Consider the following 24,376-nt stretch of genomic DNA (forward strand, 5'->3'; position numbering starts at 1 on the left):
AGTCGTACTCCTTCGGCCAGCTCGGCCAGCTCCATGTGGCTCCCCGAACAGGGCTCGGACCTGTGACAACTCGATTAACCGTCGAGTGCCCTACCAACTGAAATATCATGGAATATGCTTCAGTGATCATTCTCTGAAAACTAGGTCTGTGTTTTGCTTTTCATTGTCTCGATGTATGAATTAAGTTGGCTTTAGCCCATGTGCAGTCTCATGAAGCAGCTTAACATCTTCAAGTAACCGAGGATTTTGTTTAGTATAGTCAACTAATTATTCGCTTCAAAAAAAGAGGGAGCACATATCTGCTCCCTTCACTTACAAATTTCACTTCTATAATCTTAACTTCATATGTTTCACAAGTGCATCTTCTTGTGGTGGTGGTGCAATGCTTTCTAGCGTTATCTCAGACGTAAGACTAAGTCGCCCGTCCCGATTCCTAGCTCCTGTATACGTAACAAGCCTATACGATTTATCGCTTATCCATAGTGCGAACTGTTTTCATATTTGGCTGCTCAAGTTGAATTAGAATTTTACCAAACCTTGCTCCGCGTGAGAAGGTCACTGTACTATCCTTGTATGTATCTCGGATATACTTCTCAGCCAATCTGAGGGAATCTTCATCCGATGGTAACTCATACGTATTAAGCCATTCTGGCAGCTTCTCTACAACATCTTCCACCGATACTTCAAATGAGTTAACTTCTCTCGTAATGATCATGGTGTATGAATACCCCTTCAAATACAACAATTGTTGAATATAACCCATATCACCAGCCTTATATGAAGAAGTTACCCCCAGTATATCCTTAAGTTCATCCATTAGTGTGTGTTCCTTCTGTCCTGCCATAGTACTTATATACACATACTTCCGGGCACAATTGATCGCCTGCTCGATCGTTTGCCAATCCGACATCGCCGGACACATGGATGCAAATGCAAAGTCATATTTCTTCTCCCAACCCTTATCCTTGATAGAGATTTCTTCATATCGTTCATTTACGATTTCGATATTGGATTCAAGAGCTGGAGGTATCGTCTCTTTCATAAGGGAGATAAGCAACTCAGAAGGCTCAACTGCGGTCACACTTGCACCCTTCTCCGCAAAAGGGATGGTAAATATGCCTGAGGCCGCTCCAATGTCTAGAATGGACAAGCCGGCAAACTCTACTCCCTGGTTTTCAATCCAGCCCATAATGCGCTCAGAACGCCGCTTTCCTTCTTCAGTGAACGACTGTGCATGATAATCCCTGGCCCACCGCTCAAAAACTTCTTCTGTATTAACGGGGACGCTTTTCTTCTTATATTTTGAACTTCTCGGACGATTCTTCCATGCCTCTTCCCATACAGAAAGATCAAATAACAGATCGGTACCCGATACATTTTTTCCATTAGTCACTCTACTTCACTCCTCTATATTAACGACTTTACTTATCTACAATATACCGAATATAATCATACGTCAATCTTTATTAACGTCCATCTTCTCTTACTCTAGATTTTCTTACTGCACATAAATCGTTTCATATAAAATAAAAATAGCCCTACACATTGCATAAGCAACATGTAGGGCTATTCAATATACCGGCGAGAGGACTCGAACCTCCACGGTTTCCCACTCGATTTTGAGTCGAGCGCGTCTGCCATTCCGCCACGCCGGCATATGCTGGAGGCGCCACCCAGATTCGAACTGGGGATAAAGCTTTTGCAGAGCTGTGCCTTACCACTTGGCTATGGCGCCATATTTTGGAGCGGACGACGGGAATCGAACCCGCGACCCTCGCCTTGGCAAGGCGATGCTCTACCGCTGAGCCACGTCCGCATAATGGCTGGGGATATAGGATTTGAACCTATGCATGACGGAGTCAAAGTCCGTTGCCTTACCGCTTGGCTAATCCCCAATAAAAAATGAAAAAACAAAGGGGCGATCGAGGGGAATTGAACCCCCGAATGCCGGATCCACAAACCGGTGCGTTAACCACTTCGCCACGATCGCCACAAAAGGTTATTTTCTAAAAAGTTAATTGGCAGGGGCAGCAGGAATTGAACCCACACCAACGGTTTTGGAGACCGTTGTTCTACCTTTAAACTATGCCCCTAAAAACTGGTGGAGGATGATGGATTCGAACCACCGAACCCGTACGGGAGCAGATTTACAGTCTGATGCGTTTGGCCACTTCGCTAATCCTCCAGGATTACATGGTGCCGGCGAGAGGACTTGAACCCCCAACCTACTGATTACAAGTCAGTTGCTCTACCAGTTGAGCTACACCGGCATATTAAATTGTTTTAAAATGGTGGCTCGGGACGGAATCGAACCGCCGACACGAGGATTTTCAGTCCTCTGCTCTACCGACTGAGCTACCGAGCCATAATAAAGTCTAATCTTAATTCCTTACACTTTATATAGGGCATCAGTGCCATACAGCAGATGTAGTGAACAGTTTGCCTCATGTAAAGATTAAATGGCGGAACCGACGGGATTCGAACCCGCGATCTCCTGCGTGACAGGCAGGCATGTTAGGCCAACTACACCACGGTTCCAGATCACTTTCTCAAAGGAAAGTATAATTGCGGGGGCAGGATTTGAACCTGCGGCCTTCGGGTTATGAGCCCGACGAGCTACCGGGCTGCTCCACCCCGCGTCGTTATAAAGTTTATATGGTGGAGGCTGAGGGGATCGAACCCCCGACCCTCTGCTTGTAAGGCAGATGCTCTCCCAGCTGAGCTAAGCCTCCGAACAACACATTTATGATCATATCATAATCTTGTTGTAAAAATCAACTTCTTTTTTGAAGTTATTATGACCCGTAGGGGATTCGAACCCCTGTTACCTCCGTGAAAGGGAGGTGTCTTAACCCCTTGACCAACGGGCCTTAATATTATGGCGGAGAGAGAGGGATTCGAACCCTCGAGACGCTTGTGACGCCTACACGATTTCCAATCGTGCTCCTTCGGCCAGCTCGGACACCTCTCCATATGGCTCCCCGAACAGGGCTCGAACCTGTGACAACTCGATTAACAGTCGAGTGCTCTACCAACTGAGCTATCAGGGAATATGCTTCAGAGATCGTTCTCTGAAAACTAGATTCGAAACGAAACACGCGAATTATCACTTGCTATTGGATAAGCCCTCGACCGATTAGTACTGGTCAGCTCCATGCATTGCTGCACTTCCACCCCCAGCCTATCTACCTCGTCGTCTTCAAGGGGTCTTACATACTGGGAAATCTCATCTTGAGGGGGGCTTCACGCTTAGATGCTTTCAGCGTTTATCCCGTCCGTACATAGCTACCCAGCGGTGCTCCTGGCGGAACAACTGGTACACCAGCGGTACGTCCATCCCGGTCCTCTCGTACTAAGGACAGCTCCTCTCAAATTTCCTACGCCCACGACAGATAGGGACCGAACTGTCTCACGACGTTCTGAACCCAGCTCGCGTACCGCTTTAATGGGCGAACAGCCCAACCCTTGGGACCTACTTCAGCCCCAGGATGCGATGAGCCGACATCGAGGTGCCAAACCTCCCCGTCGATGTGGACTCTTGGGGGAGATAAGCCTGTTATCCCCAGGGTAGCTTTTATCCGTTGAGCGATGGCCCTTCCATGCGGTACCACCGGATCACTAAGCCCGACTTTCGTCCCTGCTCGACTTGTAGGTCTCGCAGTCAAGCTCCCTTATGCCTTTGCACTCTTCGAATGATTTCCAACCATTCTGAGGGAACCTTTGGGCGCCTCCGTTACTCTTTAGGAGGCGACCGCCCCAGTCAAACTGCCCACCTGACACTGTCCCCGCACCGGATTACGGTACCAGGTTAGAACCTAGATACGATCAGGGTGGTATCCCAACGTTGCCTCCACACAAGCTGGCGCTCATGCTTCAAAGGCTCCCACCTATCCTGTACAGATCGTACCCAAATTCAATATCAAGCTGCAGTAAAGCTCCATGGGGTCTTTCCGTCTTGTCGCGGGTAACCTGCATCTTCACAGGTATTAAAATTTCACCGGATCTCTCGTTGAGACAGCGCCCAAGTCGTTACGCCATTCGTGCGGGTCAGAATTTACCTGACAAGGAATTTCGCTACCTTAGGACCGTTATAGTTACGGCCGCCGTTTACTGGGGCTTCGGTTCACAGCTTCGGGATTACTCCCTAACCACTCCCCTTAACCTTCCAGCACCGGGCAGGCGTCAGCCCGTATACTTCGCCTTACGGCTTCGCACAGACCTGTGTTTTTGCTAAACAGTCGCTTGGGCCTTTTCACTGCGGCCCCCTCGTGCTATTCACACTACCGGGGCACCCCTTCTCCCGAAGTTACGGGGTCATTTTGCCGAGTTCCTTAACGAGAGTTCTTCCGCGCGCCTTAGAATACTCTTCTCGCCTACCTGTGTCGGTTTGCGGTACGGGCACCATCACCTGGCTAGAGGCTTTTCTTGGCAGTGTGAGATCATGACCTTCGCTACTGTAATTTTCGCTCCCCATCACAGCTCAGCCTTACAATGTGCGGATTTGCCTACACATCAGCCTTACTGCTTAGACGGACATCCATCAGTCCGCGTCACTACCCTACTGCGTCCCCCCATTGCTCATAACGGCTTACGGTGGTACAGGAATTTCGACCTGTTGTCCTTCGACTACGCCTTTCGGCCTCGCCTTAGGTCCCGACTTACCCTGAGCGGACGAGCCTTCCTCAGGAACCCTTAGGCTTTCGGCGGATCAGATTCTCACTGATCTTTTCGTTACTCATACCGGCATTCTCACTTGTATAATGTCCAGCGCTCCTTACGGTACACCTTCAACCCTTATACAACGCTCCCCTACCCCTGATGCAAAGCATCAAGCCATAGCTTCGGTGGTGTGTTTAGCCCCGTTACATTTTCGGCGCAGAGTCACTCGACCAGTGAGCTATTACGCACTCTTTCAATGGTGGCTGCTTCTAAGCCAACATCCTGGTTGTCTGTGCAACTCCACATCCTTTCCCACTTAACACACACTTGGGGACCTTAGCTGATGGTCTGGGCTGTTTCCCTTTTGACAATGGATCTTAGCACTCACTGTCTGACTCCCGGAAGTAAGTCTATGGCATTCGGAGTTTGACTGAGCTTGGTAACCCTTGCGGGCCCCGCACCCAATCAGTGCTCTACCTCCACGACTCTGTTTTCCGAGGCTAGCCCTAAAGCTATTTCGGGGAGAACCAGCTATCTCCGAGTTCGATTGGAATTTCTCCGCTACCCCCACCTCATCCCCGCATTTTTCAACATGCGTGGGTTCGGGCCTCCAGTGCGTGTTACCGCACCTTCACCCTGGACAGGGGTAGATCACCCGGTTTCGGGTCTACGTCCACGTACTATATCGCCCTATTCAGACTCGCTTTCGCTGCGGCTCCGGCTCTTCACCTTAACCTTGCACGGGAACGTAACTCGCCGGTTCATTCTACAAAAGGCACGCCATCACCCCTAAAACGGGCTCTGACTTTTTGTAAGCACACGGTTTCAGGTTCTATTTCACTCCCCTTCCGGGGTGCTTTTCACCTTTCCCTCACGGTACTGCTTCACTATCGGTCGCTAGGAAGTATTTAGCCTTGGCAGATGGTCCTGCCGGATTCATACGGGGTTTCACGTGCCCCGCACTACTCGGGATCCGTCTCGGAGGGAACAGACTTTCAACTACAGGGCTTTTACCTTCTTTGGCGGGCCTTTCCAGACCTCTTCGCTTAACCGGTTCCTTTGTAACTCCATGTGAGACGTCCCACAACCCCAAAGAGCAAGCTCTCTGGTTTGGGCTTCTCCGCGTTCGCTCGCCGCTACTGACGGAATCACTATTGTTTTCTCTTCCTCAGGGTACTTAGATGTTTCAGTTCCCCTGGTATGCCTCTACATAACCTATGTATTCAGTTATGAGTAACTGGAAATTACCCCAGCTGGGTTTCCCCATTCGGACACCCCCGGATCAAAGCTTGCTTACAGCTCCCCGAGGCAGTTTCGTTGTTCGCCACGTCCTTCATCGGCTCCTAGCGCCTAGGCATCCTCCGTGTGCTCTTAGTAGCTTAACCATTGCGCTCGTGTTCGAGCTGTCGCTCCGCTTGGTTTGGACTACGTCCAAATCCAAAAGTCGCTCCATTTCGATCACTCGCTCCAGCAATCTACCGTTTTTATTGAAACTTGTTTAACACAAGTTCAGCTAAAAAGGAATGTTCTAATTCGCGTTTGTTTCGTTTCGATATCTAGTTTTCAAAGAACAAGCTCCATGCAAAAGCAAGCTGTTTGAGAGTTTGAGCTCTCAAAACTGAGCAACGAGTGAGTGTTTGTGCTCTTCATTTCATCCACACCGAAGTGACGGACCGAAATGAATCGCTGTTGCAGGTTCTAAGAACCTGCGTATTTGAATGTTTCCGTTGCAGGAAACGATTCTCCATAGAAAGGAGGTGATCCAGCCGCACCTTCCGATACGGCTACCTTGTTACGACTTCACCCCAATCATCTATCCCACCTTCGGCGGCTGGCTCCTTGCGGTTACCCCACCGACTTCGGGTGTTATAAACTCTCGTGGTGTGACGGGCGGTGTGTACAAGACCCGGGAACGTATTCACCGCGGCATGCTGATCCGCGATTACTAGCAATTCCGACTTCATGCAGGCGAGTTGCAGCCTGCAATCCGAACTGAGACCGGCTTTGTTGGGATTGGCTCCATCTCGCGATTTCGCAGCCCGTTGTACCGGCCATTGTAGTACGTGTGTAGCCCAGGTCATAAGGGGCATGATGATTTGACGTCATCCCCACCTTCCTCCGGTTTGTCACCGGCAGTCTATCTAGAGTGCCCACCCGAAGTGCTGGCAACTAAATATAAGGGTTGCGCTCGTTGCGGGACTTAACCCAACATCTCACGACACGAGCTGACGACAACCATGCACCACCTGTCTCCTCTGTCCCGAAGGAAAGGTACATCTCTGTACCGGTCAGAGGGATGTCAAGACCTGGTAAGGTTCTTCGCGTTGCTTCGAATTAAACCACATACTCCACTGCTTGTGCGGGTCCCCGTCAATTCCTTTGAGTTTCAGTCTTGCGACCGTACTCCCCAGGCGGAGTGCTTAATGTGTTAACTTCGGCACCAAGGGTATCGAAACCCCTAACACCTAGCACTCATCGTTTACGGCGTGGACTACCAGGGTATCTAATCCTGTTTGCTCCCCACGCTTTCGCGCCTCAGCGTCAGTTACAGCCCAGAGAGTCGCCTTCGCCACTGGTGTTCCTCCACATATCTACGCATTTCACCGCTACACGTGGAATTCCACTCTCCTCTTCTGCACTCAAGTCACCCAGTTTCCAGTGCGATCCGGGGTTGAGCCCCGGGATTAAACACCAGACTTAAATGACCGCCTGCGCGCGCTTTACGCCCAATAATTCCGGACAACGCTTGCCCCCTACGTATTACCGCGGCTGCTGGCACGTAGTTAGCCGGGGCTTTCTTCTCAGGTACCGTCACCTTGAGAGCAGTTACTCTCCCAAGCGTTCTTCCCTGGCAACAGAGCTTTACGATCCGAAAACCTTCATCACTCACGCGGCATTGCTCCGTCAGGCTTTCGCCCATTGCGGAAGATTCCCTACTGCTGCCTCCCGTAGGAGTCTGGGCCGTGTCTCAGTCCCAGTGTGGCCGATCACCCTCTCAGGTCGGCTACGCATCGTCGCCTTGGTGAGCCGTTACCCCACCAACTAGCTAATGCGCCGCAGGCCCATCCCCAAGTGACAGATTGCTCCGTCTTTCCAGTTTCCTTCAGGCGAAGAAAACAACTATTCGGTATTAGCTACCGTTTCCGGTAGTTGTCCCAAACTTGAGGGCAGGTTGCCTACGTGTTACTCACCCGTCCGCCGCTAAGTATCAAGGAAGCAAGCTTCCTATCAACTCCGCTCGACTTGCATGTATTAGGCATGCCGCCAGCGTTCGTCCTGAGCCAGGATCAAACTCTCCAATAAAGTATTGAAAAGAGCGATAAGCTCATTTTGAATCTGACGAGATTAAAAATCTCATTTGTGCTCTAGTCGATCCAAGCCAAGGCTTGTCTCAACTTTTGCGTTCATTCTGCAAGCAGAATGTTCACTCACTCGTTGTTCAGTTTTCAAAGATCAAACACGATTTGTTTTACTTATTTTTCGTCTCAACCAAGTTTCGGCGGCGACTTAAATAATGTAACACATTTCGTTTGTTTTCGTCAAGAACTTTTTTTAAAGCTTTAGTTCTTCACTTTTTCTCTGTAGAAATTATCATTTGTTGGCGATAATCTCGTTTGGGGAACGAAATATAATGTATCATATATCGTGAATGAGAGTCAACATCTTTTTATAAATTATTAAACAAACAAAAAAGGAAGGTTTCCCCTCCCTTATGTGATCAATATAGCGTCAGGCTTCGGGAGGAGGTTATGCCTCTATCCAATACCGAATCTCCCGGCCCTCTCCTCCGATCGATGGCCATCCTGCCGATTCTTTTACAATAGAACGAAAGACCAGCTTACGTATCACCAAAGGCAGATCTTCTCGAATAAATCTTAACTGCGGATGATGAACAAGCTCATTCATGCTCCACGGCTCCTTGCGACTTCTTAACACACGCAGCAGCAGTTCTGAGCATTCACTCATTTTGGACATTACGGAAAACTCACAGGCAAGCAGGACAAGCTCTACTCGCTGCTCCAGCGTCTCCGAGCTTACGGTAAGCTCTTGATATAGTTTCCATAAAGCGCGATCCAGATTCTGCACATGTGTCCAGACGGCATGATCCGGGTATATCCCCTGTTCAATCAATACAATTCTTGCCCAGTTCCCCAGAGCCTCTAATACATTGTAGTAGGCGTCTACAACATGACCTTCCTGAATATGACGTTTGGCCTCCACATACATTCTCAAGAAACTGGTGAATTCATGAAGCAGCTTCTGCTCACGCAATTCTGCCCCAAAGGTAGACAGTTCTTCTCGCAAATCACTTAAGGCGCTATCCGCTTCCCAAATAATCTCACCTTCAATCAGACACTGGGTGAGATTATTATGATTCCCGGTTACTACACTACTCTTTAATTCATGACGGCTCGCATAGATCATCTGATAACGAAGATCACCATATCTGTAATGTCCCACCGCCGACTTCAATTGATCATCATTATGAACAACAAGTACTAATAATTCGAAATCTTGAATTAGGGAGCCGTGGAATCGCTCTCCCGGGTGGGAATAAGCGATAGCCCCAACTGCCCCTGTCTCTTCCGACTGTTCGGACAAAAAAGCAAGGTTCTTTAATTCCACGATTCCCTCCATACATTTCATGGCAGATAAGCGCCAAGTCAGTTATAATGTAATTCTACATCCAGACTGAAGTTTCCTTCTTTTCCAGGTCCAATACTACTCATACGATAGGAGCATTTTTCATGATTTTTAAATCAGCAAAAATTAATGCTTTTCGCACTTGGGGATTACTACTGACCATGCTAGGTATGGGCCTAATGATACTGGGAACAGCCGGGATTGTTTTCTGGGGACATGCAGGCAAGGTCTTCGCAGCTGTAGGGCTCGTCATCGGACTGATTGCCATGATGGCCAGTCTAGCCATTTATTTCTGGGCGGGTATGCTCTCCACCAGTGCAGTACAAGTCGACTGTCCGGAATGCGGGAAGTTAACCAAAATGCTTGGCAAAACAGATCGTTGTATGTTCTGTCATACCATCCTCACCCTGGACCCTAATAAAGCCAATATGACCAGTCAACAACTGAAAGCACCTTCTACACAAGTTCCCCCCACCGATGGTTAGCATGAAATGATCTCCAACCGCTAAATTTCTTTTCCCTTAATTCCATTGAAGAACAAAAAAAGGCCCGGTATGTTTACCGGACCTTTTTGGACTTGGCTTGTAAGTAGGCCTTGTTGCTGTTATCAAGGCTAAGATATGAAGCTAAGTTATAATTTCTAAGGCTAATAAAATGATAGATTACATGTAAGATGGTATCAGACGGGAGCAACTTCTGACTTTTGCAAAGCAAAACAAGAGAAGCGATCCGTCGAACACGAAGCATGAGTAAATTATTTCTGGTAACCGGCCTGCTTCAATACCTCCCATGCAGAGGCATTAGCAAAACTCCGATTCCACGCAGCCACTCCGCCCAGCTTCAGCGAAGCAATCAAGTCCACACGCGCCTGAAGGGACACGGCATCTTCGATCCATATTTTCTTGGTGGCTCCGTCTTCCTTATATTCCACATAGTTCTGTCCACTTGCCTGATCCAGTTCAGGTTTGAGTTTCTTCTCTTGGATCAGCTCCACAATGGTATTCATGCCCACTGCTTTGGAAGATACTTTAACCTCACCCTGATCATTCTTCTCTTCCGTCCATATCCGGGTATAGAGCGGAACCGCCATGATCAACTTGTTAGAAGGGACTTCATCCTCCTCAAGTATGCGTCTCATGGAAGCCTCGGTCCAAGGCAGAGATGCTACCGAACCTGCCTTGGGACTGGCCGCCCAATGTTCATCATAAGCCATCACAATAACATAGTCTGCAAAAGAACCTAATGCACGGCGATCCAGAAAGGCAGACCACATCTCACTGTTCGATTTTGGTGTTACATCGATTGATAACATCAATCCATGTATACGAGCCATCGCCTTGATCTCGCGCACAAACTGCGTAATATTCGGCCCGTCATCGGTATACACGTTCTCAAAGTCGATGTTGATACCATCCAATTGATACGTCTGTGCATACTCTAACATCTGCTCAATAATATGAGTGCGTGTCTCGTAAGAAGCTACAGCTTCTTTTGTAACGTCCGGATCAAAGCTGTTATCCATGAGTCCCCATACTTCCATACCCGAACGGTGAGCCCAGTTCACGTAAGCTTGGTTTCCCTTGCTTTTCACAGTGCCTTGTCCATCCGTAATATGAAACCATGTAGGGCTGACCACATTCACACCAGACATTTTACCGATAGAGCCCACATCAGGCTGACGATTGTACACGGCCTCCCAAACCAGATTTACCGGTTTATTCTGCCACTTCTTCTCTGCTGCAGTCAGCGTATATTTGGGCAAGTCCACCTTCTTTTTCTCGGTGAGGACGATATAATCATTATCTACATATCCGGCATATCCATTATCGAGTTGAACAAAACTCTGTTTATCACCCGTCTGCCATACACGTACCCGTGCATCCTTTTCCATATCGGCAATGATTGGTGAGGATTCTCCCCCACGTTTATATAACGGCACCGTTTTGTCGGCTTTGGATGATAACGTATCAATCTCTGCATACTGTATCATGTCTCCACCACGCATCAGCAGCACAGCACCTGTTACTGAATCTTCCTGTACGGTTATGCCATATACTTCTTTCAAAGGTTTGAGCGGAATATAGGCTTCTCCGTCCTTAACCTCAGGCTTAACTGTCATAGGATAATTTTTGTGATTAAGTTCTGCTTGTGTGCTTCCATCTTTCATATGAAGGACTCGCTGAGGAGAGGCAATGATGATATCTCCCGATTCTGATTCATAACGTATGCCTGCATCAATCGCTTCTTGCAGCACATCTACAGGCAACTTGAGTTGATCTCCTGTACCCAGAGCGTCTCCATCCATCAGTTGGCCATCTACAAAAATAGGCTGGCTTCTTCCTACCCAGTCGGGGTCTTCATGGGTCTGATTCAACCATACATTTGTTATAAGCCAGTAAGCCCCCCCGGCGATCAGACAAGCCCCTAGAAAACCGGGCCAAAATGAACGTCGCTTCTGACGTGTATATCTGCTTTTTCTACCCAAACGTCTACCTCCGTTAATTATGCTGATCATAAGGATGTGCGCATAAGTTGTTATAAAATGAGCATTTTGCATAAATGCTAAAAAAAAACGTGAAGAATCCATACTGAATTCTGCACGTTAATATTGTAATTCAACTCTCTTAATCCCTGCAACTTTTACAAACTCCATATACTTCCAATCGGTGACCGTGTACTTCGAATCCTGTACTAGACTCCGCCTGAAGCTCTACACTTTTGAGTGAAGGATAGCTGAAGTCTTCAATCTTGCCGCATTGATCACAGATAACATGATAATGATCCGTCACATTGGCATCGAAGCGACTTGAATTATCTCCGTATGTCAATTCCCGGACCATGCCAGCTTCCAGAAACATCTTCAAATTATTATATACCGTTGCCACGCTCATACTGGGAAATTGGGGTTCAAGGGCTCGGTAAATTTCATCGGCTGTCGGATGCCCCATGGATTCCATCAGATAGTTCAATATGGCATGACGCTGGGGTGTAATACGGACACCGGTCGTTTTCAGATGCTCCAACGCATGTTGGACACGTGTTGCCATAAAACCCACCGCCTTACCTTTCATTCTCTGGTGAAGAGTAAGTTACTGTCTCCTCGCTCAGAGTTGATTCCCGGCCATTAAGAACGACAATCCATCTTTCATGCCGTGTAATCTTGCCAGTGTACATTTATTGTACGGCGATTACAAGTTTATTGTCAACGCGGCAGTCAAGGAACCTCTGTAGAATCCTCCTGGGAATTTGCTCCGTCTTCGGTTGTCTGTTCCAGATTCTCAGCCGTATCTTCAGAATCAGGTGTAACTGTTTCAGGCGTAGATACAGCCGGGTTACTCTGAATGGTGAGATCGCTGTTGCCTTCGATTTTCACCCTGTACTCGCCCTCACCGAGCTGGCCTTCTATGGTTTTATTCTGTACTTTGAACGGCAGATCCGTACTCAGATCTCCATAACTGCTGGAACCCACAAGACTGTAGTCTCCACGATCAGGAAGTAATACGTTAATGGCTCCCACCGCACTGTACACATCCCAGTCCCCTCCGACTTTGGTAGATACGATGTTAATACTGCCATTAAGTGATTGGGCTTTGATTCCCAGATTGGCTCCATCCAGCGTAATATTGCCGTTGCGTGTCTCTGCGATGAATTCACCAACGGAGTCCGCAATACTGATACTTCCCACTTGTGTAGCAAGATCTACATCGCCGGAAATACCGCGAGCCTTCATGTCTCCACGGTTACTGTCCAGATCGACATTACCTATGGCGTTGGCTACAATGACATCTCCGTTCAACGTTTTCCCGGAGATATCTCCAACAGCATTGGTAATCCGGATACGTCCGTTACCCGTTTCGGCCAATATGGTACTAATGGCCTCCGGACGATTTAATAATATGGCTCCATTGGAAGTTCGAATATCCAGATTAAAACGACGATCATCCGGGATCGTTATGGTAAGATTCATACGCGGCTGTGTTTTTTCATTGACTCCATACGTCTTGCCTGTAGCTTTGATATAAATCACTTTTGTACCATCGGCCTCTACAAAAGAGGCTGCTGCAACGGCCTTTGCCTGTACTTCCGTCGTCTGATCTACCCAGATCACCGTCCGTACTTCAATCTCATCCGTATCTCCGCGTTGTACCGAGATATCTCCGTTGACACCTTCAACCACCAGGTCTGACGTATCCATGCGAACAGGTACACGAATCGTGCCCTTATCCTCCATATATCCTGCCGCTTGACTATAGTCCATGGATGCCGCTCCGAGATTTAGACTCACTCTATTCCATAAGTGCATGTAATGATCCTGCTCGGTGACGATAAATACGGAAGCTGCCAAAATCAGTGAGGTTAGAATGCCTTTGGCATCGGGTCTGAAACGTACTTTGATTTGCTCATCAGGATTGCTCGGGTTATCCGATTGCACCTTGTTTCTTCTGCGTGTCCACAGGAACAGCACAATATATTCAACACCTAAAACAACGAGCAAAAATGGCCACCAGTCCACCATCTCATATACAAAGTCAGTTCCCCACCGTTTATCCAAAATCAACAGCACACCGACCGCTATGATTAAGGCGGCAGCCGTATAGCGGCCAACCCGGACTTTACGGTTCATCACGTTCCCTCCTCGTATCATTTCCACTACATTTTTTTCTTGTTCAACATCACCCAGAACTCACGACCAAACAATAGCAAACCGCCTACGATCATGAGAACCGCAAATGAATATCCACCGTACATGGCGAGAATCTCTTGAAACCAACGTGGTTTGCGGAAAAACAGCACCATCAAAGACCCTCCCACAATCAGAAGTAATCCAAACGATATGCCTCTCTCCCAGACCATCATTGCATCTCTTGTAGAACGTTCATTGGTTATCGGCTTGTCCGGAGTTGCCTGGGTCACTGCTCTACGTCTGCGCATCATGACCCAATCTGCAGATTGCAACACATCATATACATTGTAAAAGTAAATAACCGGGATACACAAAGCCAGCAAGATGAGCAATGGCACATTGATCTGTATTCCAATGGATGAGAAGTACAATACTGCTGACAGATCAAGCAAAACAAGCAGCATAAAGGTCAAACCTCTCATGTACAATCTCAGATAAATATGACCCAGCCCAGGGATAATGGCACTCAGTAATCCCGCAATAAACTTGTGAGCCCGATTTCTCACCGGTTTGGTCTGAACTGCATGGGTCTTTTTGTTCAATTGACGTCTCCGTTTCATAACATACTCCTCTCTTCTGATCTGACCTTCCGCTCTTCATGCATTTGGTTAGATAGTACCCTAAAGAGCAAGGAGAGTAACTGGAAGAAATATGGATATGACCAAAAACCCTCCGGCACTACTGGCCTGTGGAGGGTTGTAATTCATTTATTCGATCGACACCTTGGTAACGTGTTCCCATTGTCTTAACTTGGATACCAAACCTACCGTTTGGAAATCATGCGGTACCTGGACATGTAATACAATCTCAATTTTACGTTCAACCGACACCATCTCTGCATAAGCCAGGTCTTGTTCATTCACGGTAATTTTACGGATCTTGATCTTCTCCTGCTCCATACATGAAGACAGTTGTTCGAGAAAACCAGGTTCAGACAACGTATGAAGTGTAACGACATGCATCTTGTTCCCTCGTAAATACCTCAGCTCCAGTTTGTTAAATACCCAGAGATTAAGCAATACCAGGACGGTAGATACGATCGATGCAAAAAAGAATCCCGCACCTGCTGCGAGCCCAATGGCTGCAACAACCCAGATTGAAGCAGCTGTAGTCAGTCCGGTAATGGATTTTCCCGTAAAGAGAATTGTCCCTGCTCCCAGGAATCCGACACCAGTAATTACAGCAGTAGCCAGACGCGCTGGATCGATCCTTACATTTAATTCATTAGCAAAATCTTTAAAGCCATAAACAGACAACATCATAATCAGTGCAGAGCCAAGACATACCAGGATATGGGTACGCAAACCGGCAGCATGATTGGACCGTTCCCGCTCCAGGCCTACGAGCCCTCCAAGCAGCATAGCCAGCAATAATCGTAATAAAATGTGCCACTCATCAATGAACCAGGGATCGCCCAAAGTCGGTATTCCTCCTCAAGTTGTTAATATTATTAAAGTTTATTCTTGTGAAAAGTCGTTAATTCCACTCCAGGTGCAATCTGTGTGACTTCCACGGGGTTAAAACCAAATTTGGTGTACAGATTCACTGCGGGTTGATTCAGCGTTCCTGTGGAGACGATATAACGCGGAAGATCCGCATGCTGTTCCAACACATACGTCATTAAAGATGCCGCAATTCCCTTGCGAAAGTGATCCGGGTGCACCATCATTCGTGTAATGGTCAGTGTGTTCTCCTCTTCCTCCGCTACAGCGACAGCCCCGATAAGTTCTCCGTCATCATGGACACCATAAAAGTGCTCTCCGCAATCCCGAAGTGTCTCCATCGTATCCATCAAAGGAGGAATCTCCTGAAATCCGATGATTTCAGCTTCCAATCGATAGGCCACATGTTGAAGTCTCCATAACTGTCCCAACGTCTCCAGATCACTTAGTGACAATGATTGAATATTCATATCCGTTCCCCCGTCCGAATTTCTTTTATATCTTTCATAACAAAAAGAGGCTGTCACAGGGACGAGCCTCTTTCTGTCCGGCCTCACCGGAAGGATTAGCGGTTCAGTACATCTGCAAGCAGTTGGTTGGCTAGAGCGGGATTCGCCTTGCCTTTACTTTCTTTCATAACCTGACCAACAAGGAAGCCAATGGCTTTTTGTTTACCAGCCTTATAATCTTCCACAGATTGAGGATTGTTCGCCACAACCTGCTCCACGATGGCTAGAATGGCACCTTCATCACTAATCTGCACAAGACCCTTCTCTTCAACGATCTGCTGTGGAAGCTTGCCGCTCTCCAGCATTTCCTTGAATACGGTTTTCGCGATTTTACTGTTAATGGTGCCCTTCTCAAGCAAGCCAATCATCTCACCCAAACCTTGGCCTGTTAGTGGAACCTGAGTCACCTCGAGGTTGCTCGTATTCAGGTAACCCAGTAAGTCGCCCATAATCCAGTTGGATACGGATTTTGCATCCTGAGTGAATTTCAGGCTATCTTCAAAAAGATCAGCAATAGCTTTCGATGAAGTAATAACCTCTGCATCATAACTAGGCAATCCGTAATCAGCCGTGTAACGAGCCTTACGTTCGTCCGGAAGCTCAGGTATGGTAGCCTTGATCCGCTCTTTCCAGTCTGCATCAATATGCAGCTTCACGAGATCCGGGTCCGGGAAATAACGATAGTCATGCGCCTGTTCCTTGCCACGCATCGACAGTGTTTTTCCTTGAGCTTCGTCCCAACGACGCGTCTCCTGAACCACTTCACCGCCATCATCCAGAATTTCAGCCTGCCGATACTGTTCATATTCCAGACCACGCTGCACACCACGGAAGGAGTTCATGTTTTTCAGCTCGGCTCTTGTCCCCAGCTTCTCCTGACCATGTGGACGCAAACTGATGTTGGCGTCACAACGCAGTGAACCTTCTTCCATCTTCACATCCGACACATCACAGTACTGCATGATTGCACGCAATTTTTCAAGATACGCACGCGCTTCTTCCGGAGAAGAAATCTCAGGTTCGGATACAATCTCCACCAGCGGGGTACCGACACGGTTGAAGTCCACCAAAGACGCGTATCCGCCATCGATATGTGTAAGCTTCCCTGCATCTTCTTCCAAGTGAAGACGTGTGATGCCAATTCGTTTCGTTTCACCATTCACTTCGATATCAATCCAGCCGTTCTCACCGATCGGTTGATCGAATTGCGAGATCTGATAGGCTTTGGGTGAATCGGGATAAAAGTAGTTTTTACGGTCAAACTTGCTGACATCAGCAATCGTACAATTCAGGGCCATCGCTGCCTTCATAGCGTAGTCTACCGCCTGACGATTCAGTACAGGCAGTACGCCCGGATGTCCGAGACAGACCGGGCAGGTATGTGTATTCGGCGGAGCTCCAAAAGCTGTGGAGCAGCCGCAGAAAATTTTGGAGTTTGTATGCAACTCCACGTGGACTTCAAGTCCAACGACCGTTTCATATTTAGATGCGGACATTTCTATATTCCTCCGTTCCGGGCAGTCTACAGCTGCGGACGCTGCTTGTGGAATTCTGTATTTTGTTCAAACGCATGCGCTACACGCAATACGGTTGTTTCATCAAAGGCTTTACCGATAATTTGCAGGCCAACAGGCAATCCATCCGAGAATCCACATGGAATGCTAACGGCAGGGACACCAGCCAGGTTGACTGGAATCGTCAAAATATCGTTCAGATACATCGTAAGTGGATCATCCACCTGTGAACCCAGTTTGAACGCCGTAGTTGGCGCAGTTGGTCCGATAATCACATCATATTTGGCAAATACATTGTCGAAATCCTGTTTGATCAATGTACGAACTTTCTGTGCTTTCAGATAATAGGCATCATAGTAACCCGAGCTGAGTGCATACGTTCCAAGCATGATACGTCGTTTCACTTCGGGACCAAAGCCTTGACTGCGGGATTGATGATACAGATCCAACAAGTTGTCCGGATTGTCTGCACGTACGCCATAACGTACACCATCAAATCGAGCCAGGTTCGAAGAAGCCTCTGAAGAAGCCAGCAGGTAATACGTAGCCACCGCATATTCGGTATGCGGAAGGGATACTTCTTCCCATGTTGCCCCCAGTCCTTCAAGAACTTTCAATGCAGACAGAACTGTCTCTTTCACTTGTGGATCGACGCCTTCACCGATGTATTCTTTCGGAACAGCAATACGAAGTCCTTTGACATCACCTGTCAGTCCGCTCAAATAATCGGGGATTTCTACTTTTGCGGATGTCGAATCTTTGGCGTCATAACCAGCAATGGCTTGCAATACATAAGCAGAATCTTCAACATTTTTCGTCAAAGGACCAATCTGATCCAGGGATGATGCAAATGCAACCAATCCAAAGCGGGAAACAAGTCCGTACGTTGGCTTCAATCCAACAACACCACAATACGAAGCAGGCTGTCTGATGGAGCCACCTGTATCTGATCCAAGCGTGAAGTATGCTTCTCCCGCAGCCACAGCTGCTGCAGAACCACCGCTGGAACCTCCTGGAACACGATCCAGTGCCCATGGATTACGTACAGGGGAGAAACTTGAATTCTCATTGGAGCCGCCCATGGCGAATTCGTCCATATTAAGTTTACCAATAGTTACGGTGTCCGCAGCTTTCAATTTCTCGACAACTGTCGCGTCATACACCGGGTCGAAATTACGAAGGAATTGGCTGCCACACGTCGTGCGCAGTCCATTCGTAACGATGTTATCCTTAATACCTACAGGCAGACCAAAAAGCAAACCTTTCTCCTCGCCGCTAACCAGACGGTCATCCAGTTGACGTGCACGAGCGCGCGCTTGTTCTTCATCCAGTGCCAAATATGCCTTAACTTTATCATCATGCGCGCCAATGTTCTGATACGCCTGATCCACCAGATCGCTGACCGACAGCTCTTTGGCATGTAGCTTGTTATGTAACTCAGGCAACGATTGTTCAAATAAACTCACTGTTTTTGTCCTCCTTCCGGTTATCCGTTATTCCATTACAGCAGGCACTTTAAACTGCCCGTCTTCTTCTTCCGGTGCATTGCGCATCACCTGTTCAATCGACAGGCTTTCTTTGGTCTCATCTTCACGCATAACATTGCTTACGTGCAGAACGTGAGTGGTGGGTTCGATGTCTTCCGTATCCAGCTCATTCAGCTTTTCTGCATATTTTAAAATCGCGTTCAGCTGACCTGTCAGGGTCTGTTCTTCTTCAGCAGTCAAGTTGAGCCGGGCCAGCTTGGCCACATGCTGAACGTCATTATTCGAAATACTCATTAGCGGATGCCTCCTTCATTCGTTCTGATTCCCGAAACGACCTGAAACGAATCGCTCGTTTAACGGGCTAAAGTCTCAAGATAACTTTTTTCATTATAGGTGAGATAGTTCGACAATTCAATGCAAATGACCTCACAGGCTTCCGGGAAGCTAAAAACGAAATTATAAAATAAAAAAGAGCCGGCATCAGCCGACTCTTAAAATGCTAAATCCATGCACGCAGATTAACCTGCTTTATAAAATCCGCCTGTGACATAACATCGTTCGCGGGTTCTTCTTCCTCTTCCACAACTTGAAAATCTCCATTCATCAGATGATGAAACAGTTTCTCATTGTGTGTCGCAAGGGCGTAATCTATCAACGCTTCTCGCTCGACCCGCTCAGCTTCCTGCTTCAGCAGAACCTCTTCCAGATCGATGTCGCCGGATGGAACAAAAAAGTTCCGGTTCACCTGCGGCACTCGAAGCACGTAATCGAACGCATTGTCCGGATTCCGGTCATAAGCGATGACGAAACCATATTCCCCTACAGGAAGATTCTGCTCAAACGAATCCGCGACGATGACAACCTTCTCTCCTAATCGCAGCATCGTCTAACCTCCTGGTAGTCTATCTTTTTATTATTTGTATAGTCTACTAGAAAAGAATAACGATGTCTAGGAATACTAGAATTAAACAACATATTTGTGCAAAATCTTTTTTTCCATTTTTAAAATAATGTTATTTCAGATTTCGTCCATCTGGCTTGCGCTGTGATCGAATCACGACGAACCAGTATATGATGAGCGGCGTAGGAAATCCGGTGATCCCCCATAATCCCCATAACCAGGGGAATCGTCCACGTCTGCGTGCGTCCTGAAAGATCCATGTGCCCTGAACCAAGAGAAAAATGCCAAGTAATGTAAGCCAGAGTGGAGAAATCTCATCCAATGAATAATGCATTTTATTCATGATGAACCTCCTTCCGGCGTCGTCCGGCCCAGATCACAGCCAAAATCACCGCAACAGCTGTACCAAGAGCCTGGATTCCCAGATATAGAGCTGGAGCAGATACGAAAAATAATGCCCCGAAGGTAATGGCAAACAATCCAACCAACCAGAAACATATCATCTCGATCCAATTGGCTCGACGTCTAATCTGTCTCCGTTCCCTGACTTGGGCTTCAAGTACACCCAAAGAAGGAATACTTGTCGGCTCAAATGCATCATCCAGCACTTTCATGTGTTGCTGCAATCGTTCTACAACTTCTTGTTCCTGTGCATCATCTGATCTGCTCATCCTTATTCCAGCTCCTTTCTTAACTGACGGAGACCATAAGCTGTGCGTGACTTCACCGTTCCCGCAGGAATACTCAGCATTTCCCCGATCTCGTCATACCCGTATCCATAATAATGCTTCAGTAGCACTGCAACACGATGTTCGGGTGTCAGTCTTGTCATCGCATCCATGACATCTGTCCATTCTTCATTTCGAGTCTCAAGTTGCCAGCGGAATCGACGTACAGCCTGATCCCGGATGAGAGCAAGCCAGTTCTGTTCTCTCTTCTTACGTCTTGTCTTATCGATATAGATGCGAGTCGCAATGGTGATCATCCATGATGAAAAGGCAGACGTGCCATCATATCGATGGATATTTTCCATACAACGAATCATCGTATCCTGCACCGTCTCTTCTGCGAGGTTAGCGTCCATTGTCACTTTGACAAGATACTTATACACAAACGTGTAGTGACGTTGCAACAACGCTGCGAGTGCACTATCGTCTCCCGATACTGCTTTGCGTACCTCTTCCAGCTCAGCTGCCTTTATCATGAAATCACCTGCTTTCCGTTCAATCTGGAGTTAATACGACAGGCTCCACAAAAACGTTCAATGAAATCAAAAAAAATTAAACCCGACAATTTCCCGGGCAATCAGACTTGATTCCGGTAATCCTGCAGCTTGTCGAACCACGGTTGGTTGCGGGCTCCGTTTCTTAAAACACGGCTTGTCCATATGTTCTGCTGAGACTTCATCACTTCATTGGTCACGCCAGGGTTATGTATTAAAGTTTGCTCAGTACCCGTTTCTCTTTTCCCACTTTCCAATAAACGACGGTTTTCTTCAATGATCGGATACTCGACACGCTGATTCAACGGAATAACTCTTGGTTTCTCCACTTTGATATTCCCCACTCTCATGATCTATATAAGTTGAACTAAAGATTATTTACACTGACACTACGCTGACAGAATAACCTTCCAATCGCTGTTATCCCCAGATTTTTTGATTCCCTTTTCTTAAAGGGAAAATCCGGTGATAGCGTATGCTTCCGATGCAGCTTTCTTTCAGAAAGCTTTTGGGCGAAGTGTATGCTTTCGAAGTAGCTTTCTTGCAGAAAGCTTGTAGCTTCGCTTTTTCAGTTTTTTCTGTCCTCTCCATTATCATGTAAATGATTAGTTCAACTTATATACTATTTTTAAAATTTATTTTTTCTAAATCAATCTGTACTTGCTGCTATCTTGCTATTGGTCTCAAACTGGCTTGTGATGAAGCGCATCTTGCATCTCTATGTAGCGTAAAAAAAGGCTGATTCTGCGATAAAAAGGGGCTGAAAACAAAAAAAGAACGCAAACCGGGTATAGACCACAGTCTGCGTGCTTCGCGAGGTTGGGTGTTTCTTGGTGATGCTTCAGTTAGATGATGCCTTAACGCTTGTAACAACTAATTGCTATTCTAATGAAAAAGTTGTCACTTGTCCAGACTTTCTTCACATATCATGTCGGATTATCTTGCGGACACGTAAGGATTGTTCTGTTTCTCATAACCAATGGTCGTTTTGGGACCATGACCTGGATATACTTTCACTTCATCAGCAAAGGTGTAAAGCTTGTTCTGGATTGAATCAATCAGATCCCGCTCACGCCCTCCTGTCAGGTCCGTTCTGCCCACACCCATGCGGAACAGCACATCACCGGCAAACAGGTCGTTATCACAAAGCAAACTTACACTGCCTGGTGAATGTCCAGGTGTATGGAACACTTTAAACGTATGACCAATCAGATTCAGCTTCTGCCCTTCGTCCATGGCATATTCAGCAGGGTCTGTCGAAAGGGGTGGTGTCGCCTGCGGCCAGTTCAAAGATCCATTTAATTTTGGGGTGGTGAGCCAGTCGCTCTCCAAGTCATGAAGATACACGGGACATCCCTTCAATTTACGGATCTCATCTACCCCGCCCATATGATCAAAGTGAGCATGAGTGAGGAGAATGGCTTCAATCTCCAAGTCTTGAATCGCCTTAAGCAGCGGCCCTGGATTCATGCCTGGATCGATAATGACGGCTTTGCCCGGATCATCTCCTTGTAGGAGATACGCATTGGTCTGAAGCGGGCCTAGTGTAAACGTACGAATGTTAAGCATATCGGCTTAGTAACCCGAAATCAGTTCACGCAGCTCACGGATAATGGCCGCATGTGACTCCGTTCCTTTCCCATAACGTTTACCAATCTCTTGACGCGCTACAGCCAAATTTTCTTGATAATCTGCTGCTTCACGATCCGGATTAAGGCGTTTGAATTCAATCATGACTTCCTGTACATGCTGCGGACGAGGTCCCCACTGACCTAACACATGACCACCTGTATCTGCAAAAATAACGACTGGCACGGAACGGCCACCCATCGTCAGGAACTCATCCATCACTTCCGGATGGTTCTCCATAATCAGAACTTCTGTTGGGATTCCTGAAATTTCAAGCGCCTGGAACACAACCGGAATATTACGGACAACATCCCCGCACCAGTCAGCAGCCAGAATTAACACACGCAGATCATCGCGATGGTTCAGACTCTCAAAAAACTCACGATCCTCTTCGTTCGACCAAGTAAAGCTATCATAATTGGCCTGGAATTCACTTTGGTTCTTGGTCATACTCTCGATAAAATCTTTGGGTGGCAGACCTTTACCGAATTTGTGAGACAAGTTGGGTTTACCCATGACTAGACACTTCCTTTCTTTTTACGAACATTCATCCATTTAATAAGTACATAAACGATCATAAGGGCGAGAGCGACAAGCAAAATAGGCATAACATATGGTGCCGCTTTCTCATCAATATGCTCCCATTGATCTCCAAGAATCATCCCTAAATATATAAACAATGCAGTCCAAGGTATAACAGCGAGTGTAGTAAGCAAGATGAATTTGCCTGTGTGCATTTTCGTGATGCCAGCCGGGATGGAGATCGCATGTCTTACTACCGGAACAAAACGCGCTGTGAAAATGACACCTGTACCATACTTGCGAAACCACTCCTCGGAATGGTCGATGTGTTTTTTCTGGATGAGTATGTATTTACCGTAGCGTTCAAGTACAGGTCTGCCGCCATAACGGCCAATCCAGTAAATAAATAACTGGGCAATCACACCGCCCACCGTACCAAAAATCATAGCACCGAAGAAGTTGATATTACCTTGTGAAACGAGAAAACCTCCATACGCCAGCACAATTTCGCTTGGGATAACTTCCAACATTAATCCAAGCATGATTCCAAAGTACCCAAGACTTTGAATCCAATCGAACAATTGGCCAACAAGGTTATGAATAAAGTCCATCTCAACCCTCTTTCTCCATCCTGATTGGCGGTGCCCCTCCGCACCATGGATGTTCGTCCCTATTTTATCACAGGGCTGTGGACGTTGCTACTTCACGAGGTTGGGATAGTGTCCCGTTCGCAGCAGTCCGCATATGGTATGGGGAGAGGAGCGTGAGAAGATGTCACACAAGTCAATACCCGGTTCTCCGCCGGTCAAACATACGCAATCCGGTCAAAACCTTCCTTCTGCTAGAGGAATTCGCAGAGCATGCAGCAAGGAATTGTACCGGACAGCCAAAAGGCTAAAAGTATATGTCTCTCCCGAACGGATGAAGCAGGCGGAAGAATATTATTACGGTAAGGTGATCACAAATCTGCTCTGGATTGGGGAGAATCGCGACAACCGCAAGAAATTATGTGAGTGGTGGAACACGGATGTCAGTGCAGAGATCGCCGCGATGTGGGAAGTAGATGTTGAACCATTAAAAGATGCGTTTCAGCATGCATTTGGCGGGTATCGTCTGTAGGAATGCAGCAATGAGTCAGGTAGCTGTGTCTTCAAATCACGTCA

At 47.2% G+C, this 24,376-nt stretch carries 21 protein-coding genes, 16 tRNA genes and 2 rRNA genes; 2 read left to right on the top strand and 37 right to left on the bottom strand.

Translation table 11 applies throughout. The features are described 5' to 3' along the window. Window positions 1-36 precede the first annotated feature (36 nt). The 20 genes from MKY92_RS25465 to MKY92_RS25560 all read right to left on the bottom strand — a co-directional run bounded on the left by MKY92_RS25465 (window position 37) and on the right by MKY92_RS25560 (window position 9,285). Window positions 37-112, bottom strand: a tRNA-Asn gene (locus MKY92_RS25465). A gap of 354 nt (window positions 113-466) precedes the next feature. Continuing rightward, a complete protein-coding gene (locus MKY92_RS25470) occupies window positions 467-1,393 on the bottom strand; it encodes a methyltransferase domain-containing protein (protein ID WP_339298102.1) in 927 nt (308 codons plus the stop codon). A gap of 183 nt (window positions 1,394-1,576) precedes the next feature. Then, window positions 1,577-1,655 (bottom strand) — tRNA-Leu (locus tag MKY92_RS25475). Window positions 1,656-1,661: 6 nt separating this feature from the next. Further along, window positions 1,662-1,735, bottom strand: a tRNA-Cys gene (locus tag MKY92_RS25480). 6 nt (window positions 1,736-1,741) lie between these two features. Then, window positions 1,742-1,816: transfer RNA gene (locus MKY92_RS25485), tRNA-Gly, on the bottom strand. Window positions 1,817-1,820: 4 nt separating this feature from the next. Further along, a tRNA-Gln gene (locus tag MKY92_RS25490) sits at window positions 1,821-1,895 on the bottom strand. A gap of 22 nt (window positions 1,896-1,917) precedes the next feature. Beyond that, a tRNA-His gene (locus MKY92_RS25495) sits at window positions 1,918-1,990 on the bottom strand. Between the two features lie 29 nt (window positions 1,991-2,019). Beyond that, window positions 2,020-2,093 (bottom strand) — tRNA-Trp (locus tag MKY92_RS25500). A 6-nt stretch (window positions 2,094-2,099) separates the two neighbouring features. After that, a tRNA-Tyr gene (locus MKY92_RS25505) sits at window positions 2,100-2,185 on the bottom strand. A gap of 9 nt (window positions 2,186-2,194) precedes the next feature. Then, window positions 2,195-2,270, bottom strand: a tRNA-Thr gene (locus tag MKY92_RS25510). 19 nt (window positions 2,271-2,289) lie between these two features. After that, window positions 2,290-2,365 (bottom strand) — tRNA-Phe (locus tag MKY92_RS25515). Window positions 2,366-2,460: 95 nt separating this feature from the next. Beyond that, window positions 2,461-2,538, bottom strand: a tRNA-Asp gene (locus MKY92_RS25520). A gap of 27 nt (window positions 2,539-2,565) precedes the next feature. Continuing rightward, a tRNA-Met gene (locus MKY92_RS25525) sits at window positions 2,566-2,639 on the bottom strand. Window positions 2,640-2,656: 17 nt separating this feature from the next. Further along, window positions 2,657-2,732: transfer RNA gene (locus MKY92_RS25530), tRNA-Val, on the bottom strand. Window positions 2,733-2,798: 66 nt separating this feature from the next. Next, window positions 2,799-2,870 (bottom strand) — tRNA-Glu (locus tag MKY92_RS25535). A 9-nt stretch (window positions 2,871-2,879) separates the two neighbouring features. Then, window positions 2,880-2,971, bottom strand: a tRNA-Ser gene (locus MKY92_RS25540). Window positions 2,972-2,974: 3 nt separating this feature from the next. Then, a tRNA-Asn gene (locus MKY92_RS25545) sits at window positions 2,975-3,050 on the bottom strand. A 66-nt stretch (window positions 3,051-3,116) separates the two neighbouring features. Beyond that, window positions 3,117-6,044, bottom strand: a 23S ribosomal RNA gene (locus MKY92_RS25550). Between the two features lie 365 nt (window positions 6,045-6,409). Further along, window positions 6,410-7,962: ribosomal RNA gene (locus MKY92_RS25555) — 16S ribosomal RNA — on the bottom strand. Together the 16S and 23S rRNA genes with 15 tRNA genes alongside form the textbook arrangement of a ribosomal RNA operon. Before the next feature lie 444 nt (window positions 7,963-8,406). After that, window positions 8,407-9,285 carry a nucleotidyltransferase-like protein gene (locus MKY92_RS25560; RefSeq protein WP_339298103.1) on the bottom strand — a complete coding sequence of 293 codons (879 nt, stop codon included), beginning with the start codon at window positions 9,283-9,285 and terminating at the stop codon, window positions 8,407-8,409. Between the two features lie 122 nt (window positions 9,286-9,407). On the opposite strand from MKY92_RS25560, the gene MKY92_RS25565 reads away from it, so the two are divergent. Next, the gene (locus MKY92_RS25565) at window positions 9,408-9,788 is read left to right on the top strand and encodes a DUF2614 family zinc ribbon-containing protein (RefSeq protein ID WP_221820841.1); all 381 of its coding nucleotides are present in this window, start codon (window positions 9,408-9,410) and stop codon (window positions 9,786-9,788) included. Window positions 9,789-10,057: 269 nt separating this feature from the next. Here the strand turns inward: MKY92_RS25565 and MKY92_RS25570 are convergent, their stop codons facing one another. The 17 genes from MKY92_RS25570 to MKY92_RS25650 all read right to left on the bottom strand — a co-directional run bounded on the left by MKY92_RS25570 (window position 10,058) and on the right by MKY92_RS25650 (window position 23,824). Beyond that, window positions 10,058-11,788 (bottom strand): glycosyl hydrolase family 18 protein, encoded by a 1,731-nt coding sequence (locus MKY92_RS25570; RefSeq protein ID WP_339298104.1) that lies wholly within the window; start codon window positions 11,786-11,788, stop codon window positions 10,058-10,060. A 139-nt stretch (window positions 11,789-11,927) separates the two neighbouring features. Beyond that, complete coding sequence (perR, locus tag MKY92_RS25575) at window positions 11,928-12,350, bottom strand: peroxide-responsive transcriptional repressor PerR (protein ID WP_026081471.1); 423 nt, start codon at window positions 12,348-12,350, stop codon at window positions 11,928-11,930. 167 nt (window positions 12,351-12,517) lie between these two features. After that, window positions 12,518-13,927 (bottom strand): DUF4097 family beta strand repeat-containing protein, encoded by a 1,410-nt coding sequence (locus MKY92_RS25580; RefSeq protein ID WP_339298105.1) that lies wholly within the window; start codon window positions 13,925-13,927, stop codon window positions 12,518-12,520. Between the two features lie 26 nt (window positions 13,928-13,953). Further along, window positions 13,954-14,547, bottom strand: coding sequence for a hypothetical protein (locus MKY92_RS25585; RefSeq protein WP_339298106.1), 594 nt, complete (start codon window positions 14,545-14,547; stop codon window positions 13,954-13,956). A gap of 147 nt (window positions 14,548-14,694) precedes the next feature. Then, window positions 14,695-15,405 carry an MgtC/SapB family protein gene (locus tag MKY92_RS25590; protein WP_211084372.1) on the bottom strand — a complete coding sequence of 237 codons (711 nt, stop codon included), beginning with the start codon at window positions 15,403-15,405 and terminating at the stop codon, window positions 14,695-14,697. A gap of 32 nt (window positions 15,406-15,437) precedes the next feature. Continuing rightward, entirely contained in the window at window positions 15,438-15,899 is a 462-nt protein-coding gene (locus MKY92_RS25595) for a GNAT family N-acetyltransferase (RefSeq protein ID WP_339298107.1), read from the bottom strand. Window positions 15,900-15,994: 95 nt separating this feature from the next. Continuing rightward, window positions 15,995-17,434, bottom strand: coding sequence for an Asp-tRNA(Asn)/Glu-tRNA(Gln) amidotransferase subunit GatB (gatB, locus tag MKY92_RS25600; protein ID WP_336764717.1), 1,440 nt, complete (start codon window positions 17,432-17,434; stop codon window positions 15,995-15,997). A 26-nt stretch (window positions 17,435-17,460) separates the two neighbouring features. Further along, complete coding sequence (gene gatA / locus MKY92_RS25605) at window positions 17,461-18,918, bottom strand: Asp-tRNA(Asn)/Glu-tRNA(Gln) amidotransferase subunit GatA (RefSeq protein ID WP_036667997.1); 1,458 nt, start codon at window positions 18,916-18,918, stop codon at window positions 17,461-17,463. A 27-nt stretch (window positions 18,919-18,945) separates the two neighbouring features. After that, on the bottom strand, window positions 18,946-19,233 hold the full coding sequence (gene gatC / locus MKY92_RS25610; protein ID WP_036607033.1) for an Asp-tRNA(Asn)/Glu-tRNA(Gln) amidotransferase subunit GatC: 288 nt from the start codon (window positions 19,231-19,233) through the stop codon (window positions 18,946-18,948). A 205-nt stretch (window positions 19,234-19,438) separates the two neighbouring features. Further along, a complete protein-coding gene (locus MKY92_RS25615) occupies window positions 19,439-19,822 on the bottom strand; it encodes a hypothetical protein (protein WP_017692297.1) in 384 nt (127 codons plus the stop codon). Window positions 19,823-19,952: 130 nt separating this feature from the next. Then, window positions 19,953-20,183 (bottom strand): sigmaY antisigma factor component, encoded by a 231-nt coding sequence (locus MKY92_RS25620; protein WP_339298108.1) that lies wholly within the window; start codon window positions 20,181-20,183, stop codon window positions 19,953-19,955. Then, window positions 20,176-20,511: a YxlC family protein gene (locus MKY92_RS25625; RefSeq protein ID WP_339298109.1), complete on the bottom strand. Its 336-nt coding sequence runs from the start codon at window positions 20,509-20,511 to the stop codon at window positions 20,176-20,178. The genes MKY92_RS25620 and MKY92_RS25625 overlap by 8 nt, the downstream gene beginning before the upstream one ends. 2 nt (window positions 20,512-20,513) lie before the next feature. Further along, window positions 20,514-21,044 (bottom strand): RNA polymerase sigma factor SigY, encoded by a 531-nt coding sequence (sigY, locus tag MKY92_RS25630; RefSeq protein WP_339298110.1) that lies wholly within the window; start codon window positions 21,042-21,044, stop codon window positions 20,514-20,516. Window positions 21,045-21,145: 101 nt separating this feature from the next. Next, window positions 21,146-21,412, bottom strand: coding sequence for a hypothetical protein (locus MKY92_RS25635; protein WP_339298111.1), 267 nt, complete (start codon window positions 21,410-21,412; stop codon window positions 21,146-21,148). Window positions 21,413-21,998: 586 nt separating this feature from the next. After that, window positions 21,999-22,631 (bottom strand): MBL fold metallo-hydrolase, encoded by a 633-nt coding sequence (locus MKY92_RS25640; protein ID WP_036607016.1) that lies wholly within the window; start codon window positions 22,629-22,631, stop codon window positions 21,999-22,001. A gap of 6 nt (window positions 22,632-22,637) precedes the next feature. Further along, complete coding sequence (locus MKY92_RS25645) at window positions 22,638-23,207, bottom strand: thioredoxin family protein (RefSeq protein WP_339298112.1); 570 nt, start codon at window positions 23,205-23,207, stop codon at window positions 22,638-22,640. A 2-nt stretch (window positions 23,208-23,209) separates the two neighbouring features. Further along, complete coding sequence (locus MKY92_RS25650; RefSeq protein WP_100529811.1) at window positions 23,210-23,824, bottom strand: DedA family protein; 615 nt, start codon at window positions 23,822-23,824, stop codon at window positions 23,210-23,212. 160 nt (window positions 23,825-23,984) lie between these two features. On the opposite strand from MKY92_RS25650, the gene MKY92_RS25655 reads away from it, so the two are divergent. Continuing rightward, window positions 23,985-24,332, top strand: coding sequence for a dehydrogenase (locus MKY92_RS25655; RefSeq protein WP_074096436.1), 348 nt, complete (start codon window positions 23,985-23,987; stop codon window positions 24,330-24,332). The last annotated feature ends 44 nt before the right edge of the window (window positions 24,333-24,376 follow it).

It is taken from the genome of Paenibacillus sp. FSL R5-0623, from assembly GCF_037974265.1.
Lineage (GTDB): Bacteria > Bacillota > Bacilli > Paenibacillales > Paenibacillaceae > Paenibacillus.